We start from the raw sequence: 16,034 nt of genomic DNA on the forward strand, positions 1-16,034 counted from the left end.
GGACAGCTCCAGGGCGGAAACCCCACCTGCGCGTACAACCCGGACTCCGGGTCAGGCCCCGGCCTGCCCGAAGCCCGGTGACCGCCGCAGAAAGGAATGCGCGTCGTGACTGCCGAGACCTCCCAGACCCTGGACCGTGGTGTCCGGGTCCTCAAACTGCTGGCCGACTCCGAGCGCGGCCTGACCGTCACCGAGCTGGCGGCCCGCCTCGCCGTCAACCGGACGGTCGTCTACCGACTGCTGGCCACCCTGGAGCAGCACGGGCTGGTCCGCCGCGACATCGGCGGCCGGGCCCGGGTCGGCCTCGGCGTGCTGCGGCTGGCCCACCGGGTCCACCCGCTGCTCCGGGAGGCCGCGCTGCCCGCGCTGCGCAGCCTGGCCGAGGATCTCGGCGCCACCGCCCACCTGACCCTGGTCGACGGCGCCGAGGCGCTCGCGGTGGCCGTGGTGGAGCCGAGCTGGACCGACTTCCACGTCGCGTACCGGACCGGCCTGCGGCACCCGCTGGACGAGAGCGCGGCCGGCCGGGCGATCCTGGAGGCCCGCAACTTCCCCGGTCAGCGGCGGCCCGAGCAGGGCTTCGTGATCACCCGGGCGGAGGAGCAGTCCGGCGCCAGCGGTGCGGCGGCGGCCCTGCTCGGGCTGAGCGGGATCGAGGGCAGCGTCGGCGTGGTGATGCTGAACGGGCTGGTGCCCGAGCGGGTCGGCCCGCGGGTGGTGGAGGCCGCGACCGAGGTGGCCGACGCGCTGCGCTGACAGGCCCGGTGGTCGGTGCCTCCGCCCGGCGGGGATGCCCCGTACGATTCCGGTGTGTCCGATGCGAAGCTGCCCCCGGTGCTGACCCGTCCGAAGACCCGCGCGCTGACCCTGTGCGGGGTGCTGGTCGCGGCGCTGTTCGGGACGGCGGCCTTCGTGCCGCTGCCGTTCACGCTGACCCTGCCGGGGACCACCGCGGACGTGCTCGGTTCGTACGAGGGACAGCCGGTGCTGACCGTCACCGGGGCGCCGGTCCGGCAGACCGCCGGGCAGCTGCGGATGGTGACCATCTCGGCGACCAACCCGGGCGAGCGGACCAGCCTGTTCACCGCGCTGGGCGCCTGGCTGGACCCGGACGAGGCGGTGCTGCCTTCCGAGGCGGTCTACCCGCAGCGGGACCCGGTCAAGGCCGAGCAGGTGACGGCGGAGCAGATGACGGAGTCCCAGGACAGCGCCACCGTGGCGGCCTTGAACTACCTGAAGCTCTCACCGGACCAGGTGAAGGTGAAGGTCGATCTGGGCTCGATCGGCGGCCCGAGCGCGGGCCAGCTGTTGGCGCTGGGCATCATCGACAAGCTGGCGGGCGACGGCAAGGGCGGTGACCTGTCCGGCGGCCGGGTGATCGCGGGTACCGGCACCATCGACGACCAGGGCAACATCGGTGCGGTCGGCGGTGTACCGCTGAAGACCCAGGCGGCCGCCCGGGACGGCGCGACCGTCTTCCTGGTGCCGAGGAGTGAGTGCTCGTCGGCCGAGGTGAACACCCCGGCCGGACTGCGGCTGGTGCCGGTGGAGACCCTGGCGGACGCGGTCGCTGCTCTGACCGCGCTGAACACCGGTGGTTCGGTGCCCGCCTGCTGATGCTCCGCCTGCTGACGCTCCGTCGGCGCGCTGTTCCGGTGGCCGGTTCGGCTCAGACCCGTCGGGTCACAGCCCGAAGGCGACGGACGCGAAATCGTCGCTCAGCCTGGTCCGCAACTGTGCGGCGATCTGCGGTAACCGGTGTGCCTGGGTCATCGGCAGCGAGACCGAGACCGCGGCCAGCCCGCTGCCGGCCACGATCGGCACCGCCGCCGCCGCGGTGCCGAGCACGAACTCCTGGTACTGGGTGATCGGTGCGGCCCGCTGCGGCCCCTGCCGGGGAAGCAGCGGCAGCTGGGCCGGGTCGCGCAGGGTGTACGGGGTGAAGGCGACCATCGGGTATCTGGCCAGATAGGACCGGCGCTCCTCGGCGGACATCAGCGCCAGCAGGGTCTTGCCCGCCGAGGTGGCGTGCGCGCCGGCCGGGAAGTCCCGGACGTCGACGGTGGGTGCGCCGGGCGCGGCCTGGGCCCCGACCATCACCACCTCGCCCTGGCAGTACCTGGACAGGTAGACGGCGGCGGCCAGTTCGTCGCTGAGCCGCCGCAGCAGCCGGTCCAGCCGCCGCTGTCCGGCGGCCGGGCTCTCCTCCCGGCTGAGCCCGGCGACCGCGGGGCCGGTCAGGTAGCGGCCCTCCCGGCGTTCGAGGTAGCAGTCGTGCACCAGGGTGCGGAGCAGGTGGTAGGCGGTGCCCAGGGCCAGCCCGGTGTCCCGGGCGAGCTGCTTGGCGGTGGCGCCGCGCGGGTAGCGGGCGGCCGCCTCCAGCAGTCGCAGGGCACGCTGGGCGGAGGCGATCAGGGTCGGCGGAGCGCCGACGACGGGGCTCACCGCAGCCCTCCGGCCGGACGGGGAGCGGTGGTTGACGGGGCATGACGCCTGATCAGGTACGGGTCTCATAGCTGTGATCTTTACGCGCACAGACCGTTGGCATATGCCATTCCGGCCTGTGTCGCGCACACCCGTGCGAGTTCACTCCCGGGCGGCCTGATCCACCAGCGGCAGGACGCGGAACGGCACCGGGTTCTCCAGCGCGATCGCGGTCGAGGCCCGGACGATCCCGTCGAAACCCACCACCCGGTCGATCACCCGCTGGAGATCGGCGTTCGACCTGGCCACGATCCGTACCAGCATGTCCCCGTGCCCGGTGATGGTGTGCAGCTCCAGCACCTCGGGCACGGACGTCAGATGGGCCCGGACGTCCACCCCTTGACCCTGCGAGATCTCCAGGGTGGCGAAGGCCGTGACCGGGTAGCCGATCGCGGCCGGATCCACCTGGGGGCCGAAACCGCCGATCACGCCCCGGGCCTGCAGCCGGTCCAGCCTGGCCTGCACGGTGCCCCGGGCGACCTGGAGCCGGCGGGAGCACTCCAGCACCCCGATCCGGGGCTCCTCGCTGAGAAGTCTGATCAACTTGCCGTCCAGCGCGTCGATCGCGTCGTTCGGGGTGTGCACGGCCACTCCTTCCGGTGGGCAATGTGTCCAGCTGCGCCTGTCATTGTCCGGCCCGGTCGCACAGCTTGCCCAGCGGAAAACGGAACAGTTGCGCAACGCCGGTCCGGGCGGCACGCTCCCTCCACCGCCTCGTGGTGCGGGCCCCCACACCGCGCCACGAGGCCAACCGGGGAGGTTCTCGTTGACCGACGTCTCCACTGCACAGCTCGCCCTCCACCCGGACGAGACCGGTCCGCTGCCGGCCCTGCGCACCGATGCGGTGCTCGCCGTCCGGGACGCCCGCCGCACCGCGCGCTACTACTGCGCCGCGCTGGCCATGCGCTGCACCGCGTACGCGGGACCCGAGACCGGCCGGCCTGACACCCTCTCCTTCGTGCTGGAGTCCGGGGCGACCCGACTGATCGTCAGTTCCGCGCTGCACCCCTTCACCGAGCGAGCCGAACGGATCGCCCGGCACGTCTCCCGGTACGGCGACACCATCCTCGACCTGGTCATCGAAGTGCCCGACGCCTACGCCGCGTACGACTACGCGGTGGACCGGGGCGCCCTCTCGGTGGCCGAACCGGCCGAGCTCTCCGACCGCTACGGCACCGTCGTGCTGGCCACCCTGGGCACTCCCGGGCCGGCCCACCACCTGCTGGTCGAGCGGACCGCGTACCCGGGGCCGTACCTGCCGGGGTACCTCGCGCCGCCGCCGGGCATCCTGGGCTGAGCCGGGGTCTGCTCGCTCGCGGGTCAGCGCACCACGGTCTGCACGTCGGGGTGGTGGCCGTTCCAGGTGGCGAAGACCGAGTTGGTGCTGCCGTCCTTGGAGAAGTCCACCCGGAGCCACTGGTCGCCCTGCCAGAGCTGCATCTGCCAGCCCTGGTCGGGCGTCGCGGAGACCAGCTCGGCGGTGGTCGGCTGCATGTCCAGGGCGACCCGCCCGCCCGGGACCCGGTAGCTCTTCACCGAGGCCGTGGGACTGGCGGGGGCGGTGGTGGGCTTCTTGCTCGCCCTGGCCACCGGCGTGGTCGCGGCCGCCGGCGTCGGGCTGGCCGAACCGGGCGTCGGGGTGGCCGTGCTCGCGGGCGGCGGCACCGGGACTGACGGTGTGTCGGAGGTCCGTACCGCCGCCGAAGGCAGCGGCAGGGCCGAGGGCTGCTCGAACGCGGCGTCGGTCAGCACCGCGTGCACGCCGAGCCAGGACAGCGCCACCGCTGCCCCCGTGGCCGCCGTCCAGGCGCCGAGCTGTACCAGTCCGTTCCGCATCGCGTGCACATCCTGCCGTACCGCCGGGATCGGTAGGAGTGCAGGTCAGCGAATCGGCAGGGAAGTTGCACAAATGACACCGGGACGGTCGTCGAACGTCTCGGAACCGCCCCGAGGTACAGACCACTGGACCCGAATGGCGTACCCTGCGGCCCCATGGCAACAGTGCTCGTGGTCGAGGACGACCCTTTCGTACGCTCCGCCCTCATCCGGCACCTGGCCGAGTCCGGTCATGCGGTCCGCAGTGTCGGCACTGCGTTGGAAGCCCTTCGTGAGGTCGCCCAGGTCGGCTGCGACCTGGTGATCCTCGACCTCGGTCTGCCGGACCTGGACGGCAGTGAGGCGCTCAAGATGATCCGGGGGCTGACCAACGTCCCGGTGATCATCTCCACCGCCCGGGATGACGAGGCCGAGATCGTCCGACTGCTCAACGACGGCGCGGACGACTACCTGGTGAAACCTTTCTCCGTCGAGCATCTGACGGCCCGGATGACGGCCGTGCTGCGCCGGTTCAGCGGCGGCACCCCTCCGGTCGCCCAGGTGCTCCGGGTCGGCGGACTTTCGATCGACGCCCAGCGCCGCGAGGCCGTACTGGACGACCGGCCGCTGGATCTGACCCGGCGTGAGTTCGACCTGCTCGCCTTCCTGGCGGCCAGGCCCGGTGTCGTGGTGCCGCGCAAGGAGATCCTGGCCGAGGTCTGGCGGCAGACCTACGGCGGGGACCAGACCATCGACGTGCACCTGTCCTGGCTGCGCCGCAAGCTCGGCGAGACCGCCTCCAAGCCGCGTTACCTGCACACCGTCCGGGGCGTCGGGGTCCGGCTGGAGGCGCCGGTGACCGGGCTCGACGGCGGGGAGCCGACGTGAGCCGGAGCAGCGTCTCCGCGCGGGCCGCGCGGAGTGGGCACTCGCTGCGCTGGGCGCTGATCAAGGCGGCGGTGGCGGGGACCACGATGGTCGCACTGGCCTTCCTGATCCCGCTCGGCCTGATGGTCCAGCAGACCGCGAGGGACCGCGCCTTCACCTCCGCCGAACGCCAGGCCGCCGCGCTCGGCCCGGCCCTGGCGATCACCACCGAACAGGACGCCATCGCCCGCGCGCTGGCCAGCACCGACGCGGGCGCCCAGGAGAAGATGGCCGTCCACCTCCCGATCACCGGCTTCGGCCCCGGCACCGTGGTCGGCAACGGCCGGGCCTCCCAGCTCGCGGTCGCCACCGCGGCCGGCCAGGGCCAGTCCTTCATCGACAAGGCACCCGGCGGTTTCGTCCTGCTCCAGCCCGTCGCGGTGGACGCCGACCGGGTCGCCGTGGTCGAGGTGTACGTCGCCGGGGGAGACCTCACCCGGGGCGTCGGCACCGCCTGGCTGGTGCTCTCGCTGGTCGCGCTGGCACTGGTCGCCATCTCGGTCCTGGTGGCCGACCGGATGGGCGCCCGGATCGTCGGATCCGCCCGTCGGCTGGCCGCCGCCGCCCGTTCGCTCGGCAGCGGCAACCTCGCCGTCCGGGTCCCGGTGGAAGGACGGCAGGCCGACGGCGCCCCCGAGGAACTCCAGGAGGCCGCCCTCGCCTTCAACGCAATGGCCGACCGGGTGGTCCACCTGCTGGCCGCCGAACGCGAGCTCGCCGCCGACCTCTCGCACCGCCTGCGCACCCCCCTGACGGTCCTTCGACTGAACACCGCCTCGCTCGGCACCGGCGACGCCGCCGACGCCACCCGGCACGCCGTCGCCCAACTCGAGCGCGAGGTCGACCTGATCATCCGTACCGCTCGCCGCGCACCCGAGGACGTCCCCTCGGTGGCGTTCGGCTGCGACGCCGCCGAGGTGATCCGGGAACGGGTCGGCTTCTGGTCCGCCCTCGCCGAGGACGAGGGCCGCCGCTGGCAGCTGGCCGGCGCCGAGGGCACCGCGCCCGTACCCGTCCAGCGCGGCGACCTGGCCGCCGCCGTGGACGCCCTGCTCGGCAACGTCTTCCGGCACACCGCCATCGGCACCGCCTTCTCGGTCGACGTCCTGGTCACCGAAGGATCGGTGATCGTCCTGGTCGGCGACGCGGGCCCCGGCTTCGCCGACCCCGACGCCGCCCTCCGCCGCGGCGAGGGCCAGGGCGGCGAGGGCTCCACCGGCCTGGGCCTGGACATCGTCCGCAAGCTCGCCGAAACCACCGGCGGCGACCTCGCCCTCGGCCGCTCCGCCGTCCTCGGCGGCGCCGAACTCCGGCTCCGCCTGGAGACCCGCCCGGCCCTGCCCCGGCTGTCGCGCAAGCGCCGCAGCTGACGCACCGTCGGTGTGCTGTCGGCAACTGCTCAGGCAGCTACGGCCCAGGGGCTCGGGGAACTGCGACGCCGACCTCGTGCAAGGTGATCCGTGCGTAGGTGGTCAGGCACTTTCGCCTGTGACCCCGGCGCCAGATCTCCTCGCAGTTCCCCGAGCCCCTGGGCCGTAGCACTGGAGCGCCTGCCAAAAGGTGCAGCTTCGAGCCCCCTGCCTTAAGTGATCCCTAACAGAGGCGTTCGGCTGGCTGAGGCGGGACCTGAGGCCGGTGGGGCGGCGCTAGCGTCGGGCGGGCCGGTGGCGTGGAGCCCCGGTTGACGGTCACTCAGCCGGAGGTCTCAGCCCATGACGAACCAGCCCACCCGCCGCGCCGGGCACCGCCGCCGCAGCCGCAAGGGCACGGTGATCGGCGCCTCCGCCGTCGCCACCGCGATCGTCGCCGGCGTCGTGGTGACCTTCGCCGCCTCCGCCAGCGCTGCGTCCCCGGGTGCGGTCTACAGCCGGACCAGCGCCTGGGAGATCGGCTACACCGGCCAGTACCTGGTGACCAACCCGGACAGCAAGGCCATCGACGGCTGGACCCTCAGCTTCGACCTCCCGGCCGGCGCCCGGATCGACTCGCTCTGGAACGCCACCTTCACCGCCACCGGCCAGCACGTCACCGTGAAGCCGCAGGACTGGGGCAAGCGGATCGAGCCGGGCAAGTCCCTGGACGTCGGCTTCGTGGTGCAGGGCAGCGGCGCCGCCCAGGCCGAGCCCGCCAACTGTCTGATCAACGACGCCCCGTGCACGGCGGGCTCCACCACTCCGCCCACCCCCTCGGGCCGCCCGACCACGGCGACCCCGACCCCGACCGCTTCGCCCACCCCCACCGTGGCTCCCACCTCGGCGAAGCCCACCCCGACCCCGACCGTTTCGCCCACCCCCACCGCGTCGGCCAGCACCCCGCCGCCGGTGGTGACGAACGGTCACTTCGCGCCGTACGTGGACACCTCGCTCTACCCGCCGTTCGACCTGGTGGCCACCGCCAAGGCGACCGGCGTGAAGAACTACACCCTCGCCTTCGTGGTCTCCGGCGGTGGCTGCACCCCGAAGTGGGGCGGCGTCAGTGACCTCGGTGCCGACGCGGTGGCCTCGCAGATCGGTGCCCTGCGGGCGATCGGTGGCGACGTCCGGGTCTCGTTCGGCGGCGCCAACGGCAGCGAACTGGCCACCGCCTGCTCCTCGGTGGCCGAGCTGACGGCCGCCTACCAGAAGACCGTGGACGCGTACGGTGCGACCAAGGTGGACTTCGACGTCGAGGGCGGTGCACTCGGCGACGTCGCCGCCAACACCCGTCGCGCCCAGGCCATCGTCCAGCTGCAGAAGAATGCCGCTTCCAAGGGGAAGACCCTGGACGTCTCCTACACCCTGCCGGCGCTGCCCAGCGGGCTGACCCAGGACGGCGTGAACCTGGTCGCCAACGCCAAGAGCAACGGTGTCGCGATCGGCGCGGTGAACATCATGGCGATGGACTACGGCGACGGCGCCGCCCCCAACCCGCAGGGCCGGATGGGCAAGTACGCGATCGACGCGGCCACCGCGACCCAGGCGCAGCTGAAGAGCGTGCTCGGCCTGGCCGACGCAGCAGCCTGGGCCAAGGTCGCGGTCACCCCGATGATCGGCGTGAACGACGTGGCGAGTGAGATCTTCACGGTCGCCGACGCCACCCAGCTCGCCGAGTTCGCCAAGACCAAGCACCTGGCCTGGCTGGCGATGTGGTCCGGCACCCGCGACAAGGCCTGCGCGGGCGGCGCCAAGCCGTACGCCGACGCCAGCTGCAGCAGCATCGCCCAGCAGCCGCTGGACTTCACCCGGGCGTTCGGCGCCTACACCGGCTGACGATCCGTCGGGGTGCCCCTGACCCACGGGGGGTCAGGGGCACCCCCTTTTCTTTTCCGTACCTGGCGCCCGGGCCCGGACTGCGGGGACGGCGCCAAGTCGCGGGTTTCCGGTGGTCCGGTAAGGTCGCTAGCTGGTCTACCGGCGGACGGAGCTAACACGTGACAACGGCGCAAGAGCAGCGCAGGGCCCCCCAGGAGCCTGCCCCAGCTGCCCCTGTCACGCCCGGACGGCGGGTCACCGCCGCCCTCGGCGCCCCCGTCCGGGCGCTTCGGGAGGCTCCGCGCCGCCCGCTGGCGATCGCCACGGCGGTGGCGCTGTTCTCGCTGCTGACGTACGCGACGGTGCGGCACTTCGTCGGCACCTCGATGGTCGACATGATCGTCTACCGGGCCGAGGGCGCTGCCGTCGCGAACGGCCAGGACCTGTACGGGCTCCGGGTGACGGAGTGGGGCCTGCCCGCCACCTACCCGCCGTTCGCCGCGATGCTGTTCGTGCCGACCACCTGGTTCGGCGTCGGCTTCCTGCGGGTGGCGATCACGGGCGGCAACGTCGCGCTGCTGGCCCTGTTCGCGCACCTCTGCTTCAGGCTGGTCGGCTGGCCGCGCAGGGACCTGCGCGCGGTCGGCGTGGTGCTGGTGGCCGGGCTCGGAGTCTGGCTGGAACCGGTCTTCACCACGCTCCGGTACGGGCAGATCAACCTGGCGTTGGCCTGCCTGGTCCTCTGGGACCTGACCCGCCCGGACTCGCGCCGGTCCAAGGGCGTGGCGATCGGCATCGCGGCCGGGATAAAGCTCACCCCCGGCCTGTTCGCGGTCTACCTGCTGATCACCGGCCGGACCAAGGCCGCCTTCGTGGCGGGGGCCACCTTCCTCGGCACCTTCCTGCTCGGCGCGCTGATCCTCCCCGACGCGACCTGGGGCTTCTGGACCAAGTACCTCTACGACTCCTCGCGGGTCGGCAAGACCGAGATCGTCGACAACCAGTCGATCAGCGGCGCGGTCGCCCGGCTGCTGCACACCGCCCACCCGGGGGCCGTCGCCACCGCGGTCGCGGCGCTGGTCGCGATCGCCGGGCTGGCCACTGCGGCCTGGGTGGTCCGCAGCGCCCGCTGGCTGCCCCGGGCCGAGGCCTGGGGCGTCTGCTGCGCGGCCGTCACGGCGGTGCTGATCTCACCGATCAGCTGGACCCACCACTGGGTCTGGTGCGTGCCGGTGCTGGTGCTGCTGGCCGCGGAGGCTGCGCACGAGCGCTCCCGGCCGGCGGCGATCCGGCGGCTGCGGTGGCGGCTGATCTTCGCTGCCACGCTGCTCGCCTTCCTCTCGTTCGGCATGTGGGTCGTTCCGCACAAGGGCGATCTCGACCTGCACCTCTCGCCGCTGGCCCAGCTCCCGGCGGCGGTCTACCCGCTCACCGGTCTGTGCTTCCTGCTGGTCGCCGCACTGCGAATCCGTTCGCGGCGGCGGGCGGCGGGGGCGCCGCTGATCCGGCTGCCTCGGCAGCGCACTTCCGCGGGGGCGGCGGGGGCGGCTGAGTCGCTGCGGCAGCGCTGAGGGTCGGCGCCGGGGGGCACACCGGCGTTCACGTCTGTGTGGAGGTTCGCGCCTGAGTAGGCGTTCACGTCGGCGTTTATGTTCACGCGAGCAGTTCGGCCAGCGAGTGGTCGAGGTCCAGGGCGGCCAGCTCGGCGCCCGGCGGCACCAGGCGGTGCGCCCGCTCCAGCCAGGCCGCGACAGCGGGCAGCGGCGCCTCCAGGAGGGCGTCCCCGGCCGGCGAACTGAGTGCCATGCAGAGCACGCTGCGCCGCCCCGACCGGGTCGGCCAGATTCGCACGTCCCCCTGGCCGCACGGCCTGAAGGTCCCCTCGACCAGCAGCTCGCGGGCGAACACCCAGGTCACTGGGGTGCCGGTGTCCAGGTGGAAGGTGATGTGCACGGCGAACGGGTCGTGGCTGCCGTAGGACAGCCGGGCCGGGACCGGGACGCTGCGCTCGGGGGACAGCACCAGGTTGAGTTCGAGTTCGTGCTCGATGACGCTCGTGGACCGCTCCATGACGGGATTCCTCTCGATGTCGTGGGGCCCGCCTCCGAGCCCCTGCATCAGGAGAGAGTGAGCTCCGGCGAAGCTCTTACACGCATTCGCCCAACGTCCTGGAATTGACCAACTGCCCGCTGCCGCGCCCCCGAGGCACTACCCTTTGTGACTGCTCGACGACTGTCCGCCCGCGTACGGGTGCTGACGGGTCGTCCGCTCCACGGTGCTGCCAGGAAAGAGACCCCCATGACGGAACGGCCCCTCGCCGGTGACCTGGACACAGCCCTCGACCCGGCGCCGGGCTACTACCCCGACCCGTCCGTCCCCGGCTTCGTCCGCTACTGGGGTGGCTCCGCCTGGGTGCCAGGCACCAGCCGCCCGGCCCCACCCGCCGGTGAATCGCCGGCGCCACCCCGGGGGGTCACTCATCGGGCGGCCACCACGTTCGCCCCGGCTGCGCCGCCGCCCCGGCCGGTCGTCGGACCGCCCGCTCGGACGGAGCCACTGCAGTCGGCTCCGTCCGCTCCGTTCCCGCAGCCCGTCCTGGCGGTCGAGGAGACCGGACCGGTCTTCTTCGACCAGACCACGGGTGGTGCGTCCTTCGTGCTGGCGCCTTTTGCGGAGCGGGAGTTGCTGAACGTTCAGGAGCCCCCGGCGGCCACCGGGTGGCAGGCCATGCCGACCCCGCAGCCCGAGGTGGTCTCCTGGGGTGCACCTACTGCGACCCTCCCTGAGCCGACGCCGGTCGCGGAGCCGGCGACCTCGCCGCAGCCCGCCGCGCAGGCGACGCCCGTAGCGGTGCCGGTGCCCGCAGTGGCGCCGGAGCCCGTGGCGGTGCCGCCGGTCGCCGTGCAGCCGTCGGCCGCGGTGAAGCCCGCCGTGCTGAAGCCGACCGTGCAGAAGTCGGCAGCTTCCGCACGGACGCTCGCCGCCGTCGCACGGACGCCCGCGCCGCGTCGGAGTGCCGCCCGCAAGCCGCCGGCCCCGCTCCCCGCCGGTCTCGGCCGCCGCGCGGTGGCCCGGCTGGTCGACACGTTTGCACTCGTCGTCGTCGCCGTCGCGGCGGGCGTACCGATGATCGGCTCGGTGATCGCCCACATCGAGACAAAGGTCGACCAGGCCAAGGCGGCGAGCGTCGGGCAGGACGGCCAGGTGCGGGTCTGGCTGGTGGACGGCCTGGTGCTCGGCCGGGTCGGAGCGCTGCTCGGCATCCTGGTGCTGGCCGCGCTGCTCTACGAGGTGCTGCCGGTCGCCCGGACCGGTCAGACCTTCGGCAAGCGCCTGGTCGGCATCCGGGTCGCCGACACGACCCGTGCGGCCCTGGCGCCGACCTTCGGCCGTTCGGCGGTGCGGTGGCTGGTCCGGCAGGTGGCGCTGCTCTCGCTGGTCGGCCTGTTGGCGCCACTGTGGGACCGTCCGGCCCGGCGGGGTTGGCCGGACCGGGCGGCGCGGACCCGGGTGGTGCGCTCCTGACGGGTCTTCAGTACGCCGCTGCGGGTGGTCCAATGGGTCAAAACGGACTAAATATCCCAACATCGTAGTATCCGTGATGTTCTACTCGGGTCATGAGCACCCATGACCCTTCGTCAGACCCCGCGCCGGAGGGGGGCGACAAGCCCTCCTTCGACAAGCAGCCCCCGCAACCGGGTGGGCCGCAGGGTGTGCCGCCCGATCCGTACGGCGCACCGCCCCCGCCCCCGTCGGCGGCCGACCCCTACGGCACGCCGCCCCCCAGCGGCTCCTACGGTGCGCCCGGCGGCTACGACGGGAGCCCGTACGGCGCGCCGCCGCCGCCCGCCTACGGTGCCCCGTACCAGACGGGTCCCGGGCCGGTCCCCGGGATGCCGCCGCTCGGTGGCTGGGGTGCCCGGATCCTGGCCCGCCTGGTCGACTTCCTGCTGGTGCAGGCGGTCGCGATCGTGGTGGTGCTCCCGTTCGCCAACCTCGGCGACCAGGGCGGCTGGGTCGGCGCGGCCTGGCTCGGCTACGCCCTTTATCTGGTCTACGACGGCGTCATGCTCAGCCGGGACGGCCAGACCTTCGGCAAGAAGCTGATGAAGGTTCGGGTCGCGATGCTGGTCGACGGCAGCGCCCCGACCAGTGCGGCAGCCTGGACCCGGGCAGCGACCTTCGTACTCCCGGCGGTGATCTGCTGCGGCGCGCTGTGGTGGCCGGTGGACGGCCTGTTCGGCGTCTTCGACAAACCGTACCGCCAGTGCATCCACGACAAGGCCGCCAAGACCGTGGTCGTCTCCACCGTCTGACCGCACCTCAGGGCCCGTGAGCAGCAGGTCGGCTCGCGGGCCCTGGTGCGTCGGCCCGCACCGCGTTTCGTCAGCGATGTGCCGCGTACTCCGGGGTGCTGGTCCGACCGGGCTGCAGCCGGTGCGAACCGGCCGCCGGCCGCTGCGCCGCGACGGTCACCAGCAGCGCGGTGGCCAGGGTGCCGAGTGCCACGGCGAAGGCCACCAGTACCGCGATCTCGAACACCCCCCGCGACCCGGAGACGGCGAGCAGCACCGCGGCCGCGGCCACCACGGTCAGGGTGCCGGTGGTGAGTTGGGCGATGGTGGGACGCGACATGACGGGACCGTCCTTCGCATGAGCCTTGCGCTGCCGGGAGAAGCCTTGCCTTACCAAGGTGTACCCAGCGCTCGCCCGGGACAAGTACGCCTTCGGCCGATGCCGGGGGCGCACAGGCTCACTCGCGCGCTCGGTACGGTGGCATCGAACAGCCGTAGTGATCTGGGGGAAGTCCATGCCCGAGCCCGCCGATTGGCCCACCACCGAGGCCGAGGCTCTCGCCGTGCAGCAACGCCTGCGAGGCCTGGTCGAACCGTCCGGTCCCGGCCCGGCCGCCGATGCGCTGGTCGCCGGTGTGGACGTGGCCTACGACGACGACCGGGACGTGGTGGTCGCGGCGGCGGTCCTGCTCTCGCTGCCCACCCTGGCCGTGGTGGAGGAGACCACCGCGACCGGGCGGATCAGCTTCCCGTACGTCCCCGGTCTGCTCGCCTTCCGTGAACTCCCCACCGTGCTGGACGCCTTGGCCGGCCTCCGGCACACCCCCGACCTGGTGGTCTGCGACGGCTACGGCCTCGCCCACCCGCGCCGCCTCGGGCTCGCCAGTCACCTGGGCGTGCTCACCGGCCTGCGCACCCTCGGTGTCGCCAAGACGCCGTTCACCTTCACGTTCACCCAGCCCGGTCCCGAACGTGGCGCCACCGCGCCGCTGCTCGACCCCGAAACCGGAGAACAGGTCGGCGCCGTCCTCCGCACCCGAGCGGGCACCAAGCCGGTCTTCGTCTCGGTCGGCCACCGCATCGGCCTGGCCGAATCGGTGGCCACCACCCTGAGCCTGACGGCCGGTTACCGCCAACCCGAGACGACCCGCCGGGCCGACTCGCTCTGCCGTCGGGCGCTGGCGGCGGCCGTGTCCTGATTCGGTACCAATCGCTCGCACGGTGTCACGTCGCCGTTCAGGCCGACGGCCGTATGTGTTAGACATGAGGGTTGTAGGCCCGTGTTCTCAAGACCGGGTCGTACCGGAACAGTTGATACCAGGGCATACCAGTCCAGCCCTGGCTCCATGGGGGAGGACAGTCGTGAGCACGGGGAACGGCGGCGGTGCCGGCTACCGCGTCGAGGTCGACAACCTACGGGCGTTCGCGTCGCAGGTACGGGGGCTGCTAGACGAGTTCCAGGCACGTGCGGACGGCAGCCGGACGCACGGGCAGAGCGGGGTCGGGCGGTCCGCCTTCGGGACGTTTCCTGAGGCGCAGGCGCTGTTCGACAAGTACGAGGTCATGCGGGACAGCCTTCGGGACGTCATGAACTATCTCCAGGACACCATCGACGAGGCCCAACGCAAGGCGGACCTCACTGCTGGCAACTACGAGGAGCAGGAGACAGAGACCACCCGCGGTCTCAAGGTCAACTCCGATGGTTGGTCGGTCGGTGGCACCACGATCGCCACGCAGGTCGGTTACAGCTCTTCGTCCTCGCGCCCCGGCGTCCCGCAGTCGAGCCCCAACCCGCCCGCCGGAGCGACCCCGGCCGGCAGCGGCGAGCCCCAGTCAACATGGTGAGCACCCCAGCATCCAGGATTTTCCGGCGGACAGGAGGCACCCGCTCGTGAGCGAATACACCAACTTCAATGGCTACAGCCATGGCGATCTTCGGCGCATGGTCGGTGGCATGGACTCTGGCGGCATCATGTCCGCAGCCGACCCCTGGCGGCGTGCCAGTGACACCCTCAAGCAGATCCGGACCGCCCTGACCACTGCGTCGTCGGATGCTGTCACGACCTGGGAAGGTGCCACCAGCGAGGCGTTTCACACCAAGATGACCAAGCTGGCCACCAGCATCAACAATGTCGCTGCCTACGCCAATGACGCTGCCGTCACTCTTGAGCTGATGTCGGGAGCCATCGACGAAGCCAAGCGCACGATGCCGGAGGAGCCCGGCTTCTGGTCCAAGGCTGCCGACGCCGTTGGCGACACTGCTGCGTCCGCCGCCGGTACCGACAATGAGGACACCAGGACTGCCGTCACGGATGAGAAGAAGGCTCAGGCAGTTGCAGTCATGAACCTTCTGGCCACTCGGTACCGCACGGCAACCGACTACCTGAAACCGCCTTCCCGGGGGCGGATTGAGGACTGGGATTCCATCCCGGCTCCGGACTCTTCGGGCCCAGCGGCATTCAGCAGCCTGATCATGGGTGCAGGTGTGGGTTTCGCCGGAGCAAACAGCTCGAGCGGAGCCGCGGTCCAGTCCCGGTCCACCAGTTCGGTGGGTGCGACCGGATCTCAGCCGCCGAAGAAGTTCCAGCCCAGCGGTCCTACGGATCCTGGGATTAAGGGTGGTACTGCAAACCCGCTCCCCAAGCCGCAGTCTCCGGGGTCGTTCGGACCGGGCACCGGTATTGATGGTGTCGTAGCTGGGACGAAGCCGACAGGTAATGCCCCTAGGTCGTCCGGAGGCTACAACGGCGGGCCGGGGACGGGGGCTGGGTCCGGCAGCAACCTTGGTGGTACTGGAGTCATCGGCGGTTCCTCGGGCGGAACCCCGAAGGGATCAGGCGGGTTCAGCGGGGCGAGGAGTGCCGCCGACTCCGACCTTAGGCGGGCACCTGCAGGATCGGCGGGTCGAGGGAGTGGCGCCTTCGGCGCGTCTGGGATGCCAGGCGCGGGTGCAGGGGGATCTGCCGCTGGCGGGGCCACAGGTGGAGCAGGCTCGAGTGCGGCCCGGCGTGCCGGTGGTACAGCAGGTGCAGTCGGTTCGGGGGGCACCGGTCGTGGGTCCTTCACCGAGGGCGGATCGGGGCTCGGCCGTGGCCGCGCGCAGGCGGGTCAGACTGGCGGAGCTGCAGGAGGCGGTATGCCCGGTGCCGCTCAGCCAGGCAAGAAGGACAAGGACAAGAACGGTAAGAGCCGCCCGGACTATCTCGTCGAGGACGAGGACACCTGGGCAGTTGGGCAGCCGACCAATCCGAACGTGGTCGAGTAACAAGAGGATGACCGGATG

17 protein-coding genes are annotated in these 16,034 nt (G+C 72.1%); 12 read left to right on the plus strand and 5 right to left on the minus strand.

Annotated features, from left to right (window positions below; genetic code table 11):
• The first annotated feature begins 105 nt into the window (after positions 1-105).
• The gene (locus ASC99_RS28975) at positions 106-756 is read left to right on the plus strand and encodes an IclR family transcriptional regulator (protein ID WP_057237549.1); all 651 of its coding nucleotides are present in this window, start codon (positions 106-108) and stop codon (positions 754-756) included.
• A 54-nt stretch (positions 757-810) separates the two neighbouring features.
• A complete protein-coding gene (locus ASC99_RS28980; protein ID WP_369824163.1) occupies positions 811-1,617 on the plus strand; it encodes a hypothetical protein in 807 nt (268 codons plus the stop codon).
• Between the two features lie 66 nt (positions 1,618-1,683).
• On the opposite strand, the gene ASC99_RS28985 is transcribed toward ASC99_RS28980, so the two are convergent.
• Together ASC99_RS28985 and ASC99_RS28990 are read right to left on the minus strand one after the other, a co-directional pair.
• Positions 1,684-2,445, minus strand: coding sequence for an IclR family transcriptional regulator (locus ASC99_RS28985; protein ID WP_057237551.1), 762 nt, complete (start codon positions 2,443-2,445; stop codon positions 1,684-1,686).
• Between the two features lie 141 nt (positions 2,446-2,586).
• A complete protein-coding gene (locus ASC99_RS28990; RefSeq protein WP_057237553.1) occupies positions 2,587-3,069 on the minus strand; it encodes an Lrp/AsnC family transcriptional regulator in 483 nt (160 codons plus the stop codon).
• Between the two features lie 181 nt (positions 3,070-3,250).
• Between ASC99_RS28990 and ASC99_RS28995 the strand changes: the two genes are divergently transcribed.
• Positions 3,251-3,781 carry a VOC family protein gene (locus ASC99_RS28995; RefSeq protein WP_057237555.1) on the plus strand — a complete coding sequence of 177 codons (531 nt, stop codon included), beginning with the start codon at positions 3,251-3,253 and terminating at the stop codon, positions 3,779-3,781.
• A 23-nt stretch (positions 3,782-3,804) separates the two neighbouring features.
• On the opposite strand, the gene ASC99_RS29000 is transcribed toward ASC99_RS28995, so the two are convergent.
• Positions 3,805-4,320 carry a hypothetical protein gene (locus ASC99_RS29000; protein WP_057237557.1) on the minus strand — a complete coding sequence of 172 codons (516 nt, stop codon included), beginning with the start codon at positions 4,318-4,320 and terminating at the stop codon, positions 3,805-3,807.
• A gap of 156 nt (positions 4,321-4,476) precedes the next feature.
• Here ASC99_RS29000 and ASC99_RS29005 point away from each other — a divergent pair, with 156 nt between their 5' ends.
• From ASC99_RS29005 to ASC99_RS29020, 4 genes are all read left to right on the plus strand, one after another.
• Positions 4,477-5,187: a response regulator transcription factor gene (locus tag ASC99_RS29005; protein WP_082598724.1), complete on the plus strand. Its 711-nt coding sequence runs from the start codon at positions 4,477-4,479 to the stop codon at positions 5,185-5,187.
• A gap of 44 nt (positions 5,188-5,231) precedes the next feature.
• Positions 5,232-6,596, plus strand: coding sequence for a HAMP domain-containing sensor histidine kinase (locus tag ASC99_RS29010; protein ID WP_082598739.1), 1,365 nt, complete (start codon positions 5,232-5,234; stop codon positions 6,594-6,596).
• A 342-nt stretch (positions 6,597-6,938) separates the two neighbouring features.
• Positions 6,939-8,474, plus strand: coding sequence for a cellulose binding domain-containing protein (locus ASC99_RS29015; RefSeq protein WP_057237563.1), 1,536 nt, complete (start codon positions 6,939-6,941; stop codon positions 8,472-8,474).
• Between the two features lie 161 nt (positions 8,475-8,635).
• Positions 8,636-10,027: a glycosyltransferase 87 family protein gene (locus ASC99_RS29020; RefSeq protein ID WP_057237565.1), complete on the plus strand. Its 1,392-nt coding sequence runs from the start codon at positions 8,636-8,638 to the stop codon at positions 10,025-10,027.
• An 82-nt stretch (positions 10,028-10,109) separates the two neighbouring features.
• On the opposite strand, the gene ASC99_RS29025 is transcribed toward ASC99_RS29020, so the two are convergent.
• On the minus strand, positions 10,110-10,526 hold the full coding sequence (locus ASC99_RS29025) for an SsgA family sporulation/cell division regulator (RefSeq protein ID WP_057237567.1): 417 nt from the start codon (positions 10,524-10,526) through the stop codon (positions 10,110-10,112).
• Between the two features lie 228 nt (positions 10,527-10,754).
• Here ASC99_RS29025 and ASC99_RS29030 point away from each other — a divergent pair, with 228 nt between their 5' ends.
• Complete coding sequence (locus tag ASC99_RS29030; protein WP_057237568.1) at positions 10,755-11,981, plus strand: RDD family protein; 1,227 nt, start codon at positions 10,755-10,757, stop codon at positions 11,979-11,981.
• A 92-nt stretch (positions 11,982-12,073) separates the two neighbouring features.
• On the plus strand, positions 12,074-12,772 hold the full coding sequence (locus ASC99_RS29035) for an RDD family protein (RefSeq protein ID WP_082598725.1): 699 nt from the start codon (positions 12,074-12,076) through the stop codon (positions 12,770-12,772).
• A 70-nt stretch (positions 12,773-12,842) separates the two neighbouring features.
• Here the strand turns inward: ASC99_RS29035 and ASC99_RS29040 are convergent, their stop codons facing one another.
• A complete protein-coding gene (locus ASC99_RS29040; RefSeq protein WP_057237572.1) occupies positions 12,843-13,091 on the minus strand; it encodes a hypothetical protein in 249 nt (82 codons plus the stop codon).
• Positions 13,092-13,266: 175 nt separating this feature from the next.
• Here ASC99_RS29040 and ASC99_RS29045 point away from each other — a divergent pair, with 175 nt between their 5' ends.
• The 3 genes from ASC99_RS29045 (at position 13,267) to ASC99_RS39065 (ending at position 16,016) form a co-directional block, all read left to right on the plus strand.
• Positions 13,267-13,950, plus strand: a complete 684-nt coding sequence (locus tag ASC99_RS29045) for an endonuclease V (protein WP_057237816.1) — start codon at positions 13,267-13,269, stop codon at positions 13,948-13,950.
• 163 nt (positions 13,951-14,113) lie between these two features.
• Positions 14,114-14,596, plus strand: coding sequence for a hypothetical protein (locus ASC99_RS39545; protein WP_057237575.1), 483 nt, complete (start codon positions 14,114-14,116; stop codon positions 14,594-14,596).
• A gap of 46 nt (positions 14,597-14,642) precedes the next feature.
• Entirely contained in the window at positions 14,643-16,016 is a 1,374-nt protein-coding gene (locus tag ASC99_RS39065) for a WXG100 family type VII secretion target (RefSeq protein ID WP_162257936.1), read from the plus strand.
• Positions 16,017-16,034 lie beyond the last annotated feature (18 nt).

The organism is Kitasatospora sp. Root107, from assembly GCF_001424875.1.
Lineage (GTDB): Bacteria > Actinomycetota > Actinomycetes > Streptomycetales > Streptomycetaceae > Kitasatospora.

Bases quoted from the DNA above. Each gene is read 5' to 3' on its own strand.
- ASC99_RS29040 (WP_057237572.1), bottom strand. From the start codon at position 13,091: ATGTCGCGTCCCACCATCGCCCAACTCACCACCGGCACCCTGACCGTG.
- ASC99_RS29015 (WP_057237563.1), top strand. From the start codon at position 6,939: ATGACGAACCAGCCCACCCGCCGCGCCGGGCACCGCCGCCGCAGCCGC.
- ASC99_RS29005 (WP_082598724.1), top strand. From the start codon at position 4,477: ATGGCAACAGTGCTCGTGGTCGAGGACGACCCTTTCGTACGCTCCGCC.
- ASC99_RS29030 (WP_057237568.1), top strand. From the start codon at position 10,755: ATGACGGAACGGCCCCTCGCCGGTGACCTGGACACAGCCCTCGACCCG.
- ASC99_RS29045 (WP_057237816.1), top strand. From the start codon at position 13,267: ATGCCCGAGCCCGCCGATTGGCCCACCACCGAGGCCGAGGCTCTCGCC.
- ASC99_RS29035 (WP_082598725.1), top strand. From the start codon at position 12,074: ATGAGCACCCATGACCCTTCGTCAGACCCCGCGCCGGAGGGGGGCGAC.
- ASC99_RS29025 (WP_057237567.1), bottom strand. From the start codon at position 10,526: ATGGAGCGGTCCACGAGCGTCATCGAGCACGAACTCGAACTCAACCTG.
- ASC99_RS29000 (WP_057237557.1), bottom strand. From the start codon at position 4,320: ATGCGGAACGGACTGGTACAGCTCGGCGCCTGGACGGCGGCCACGGGG.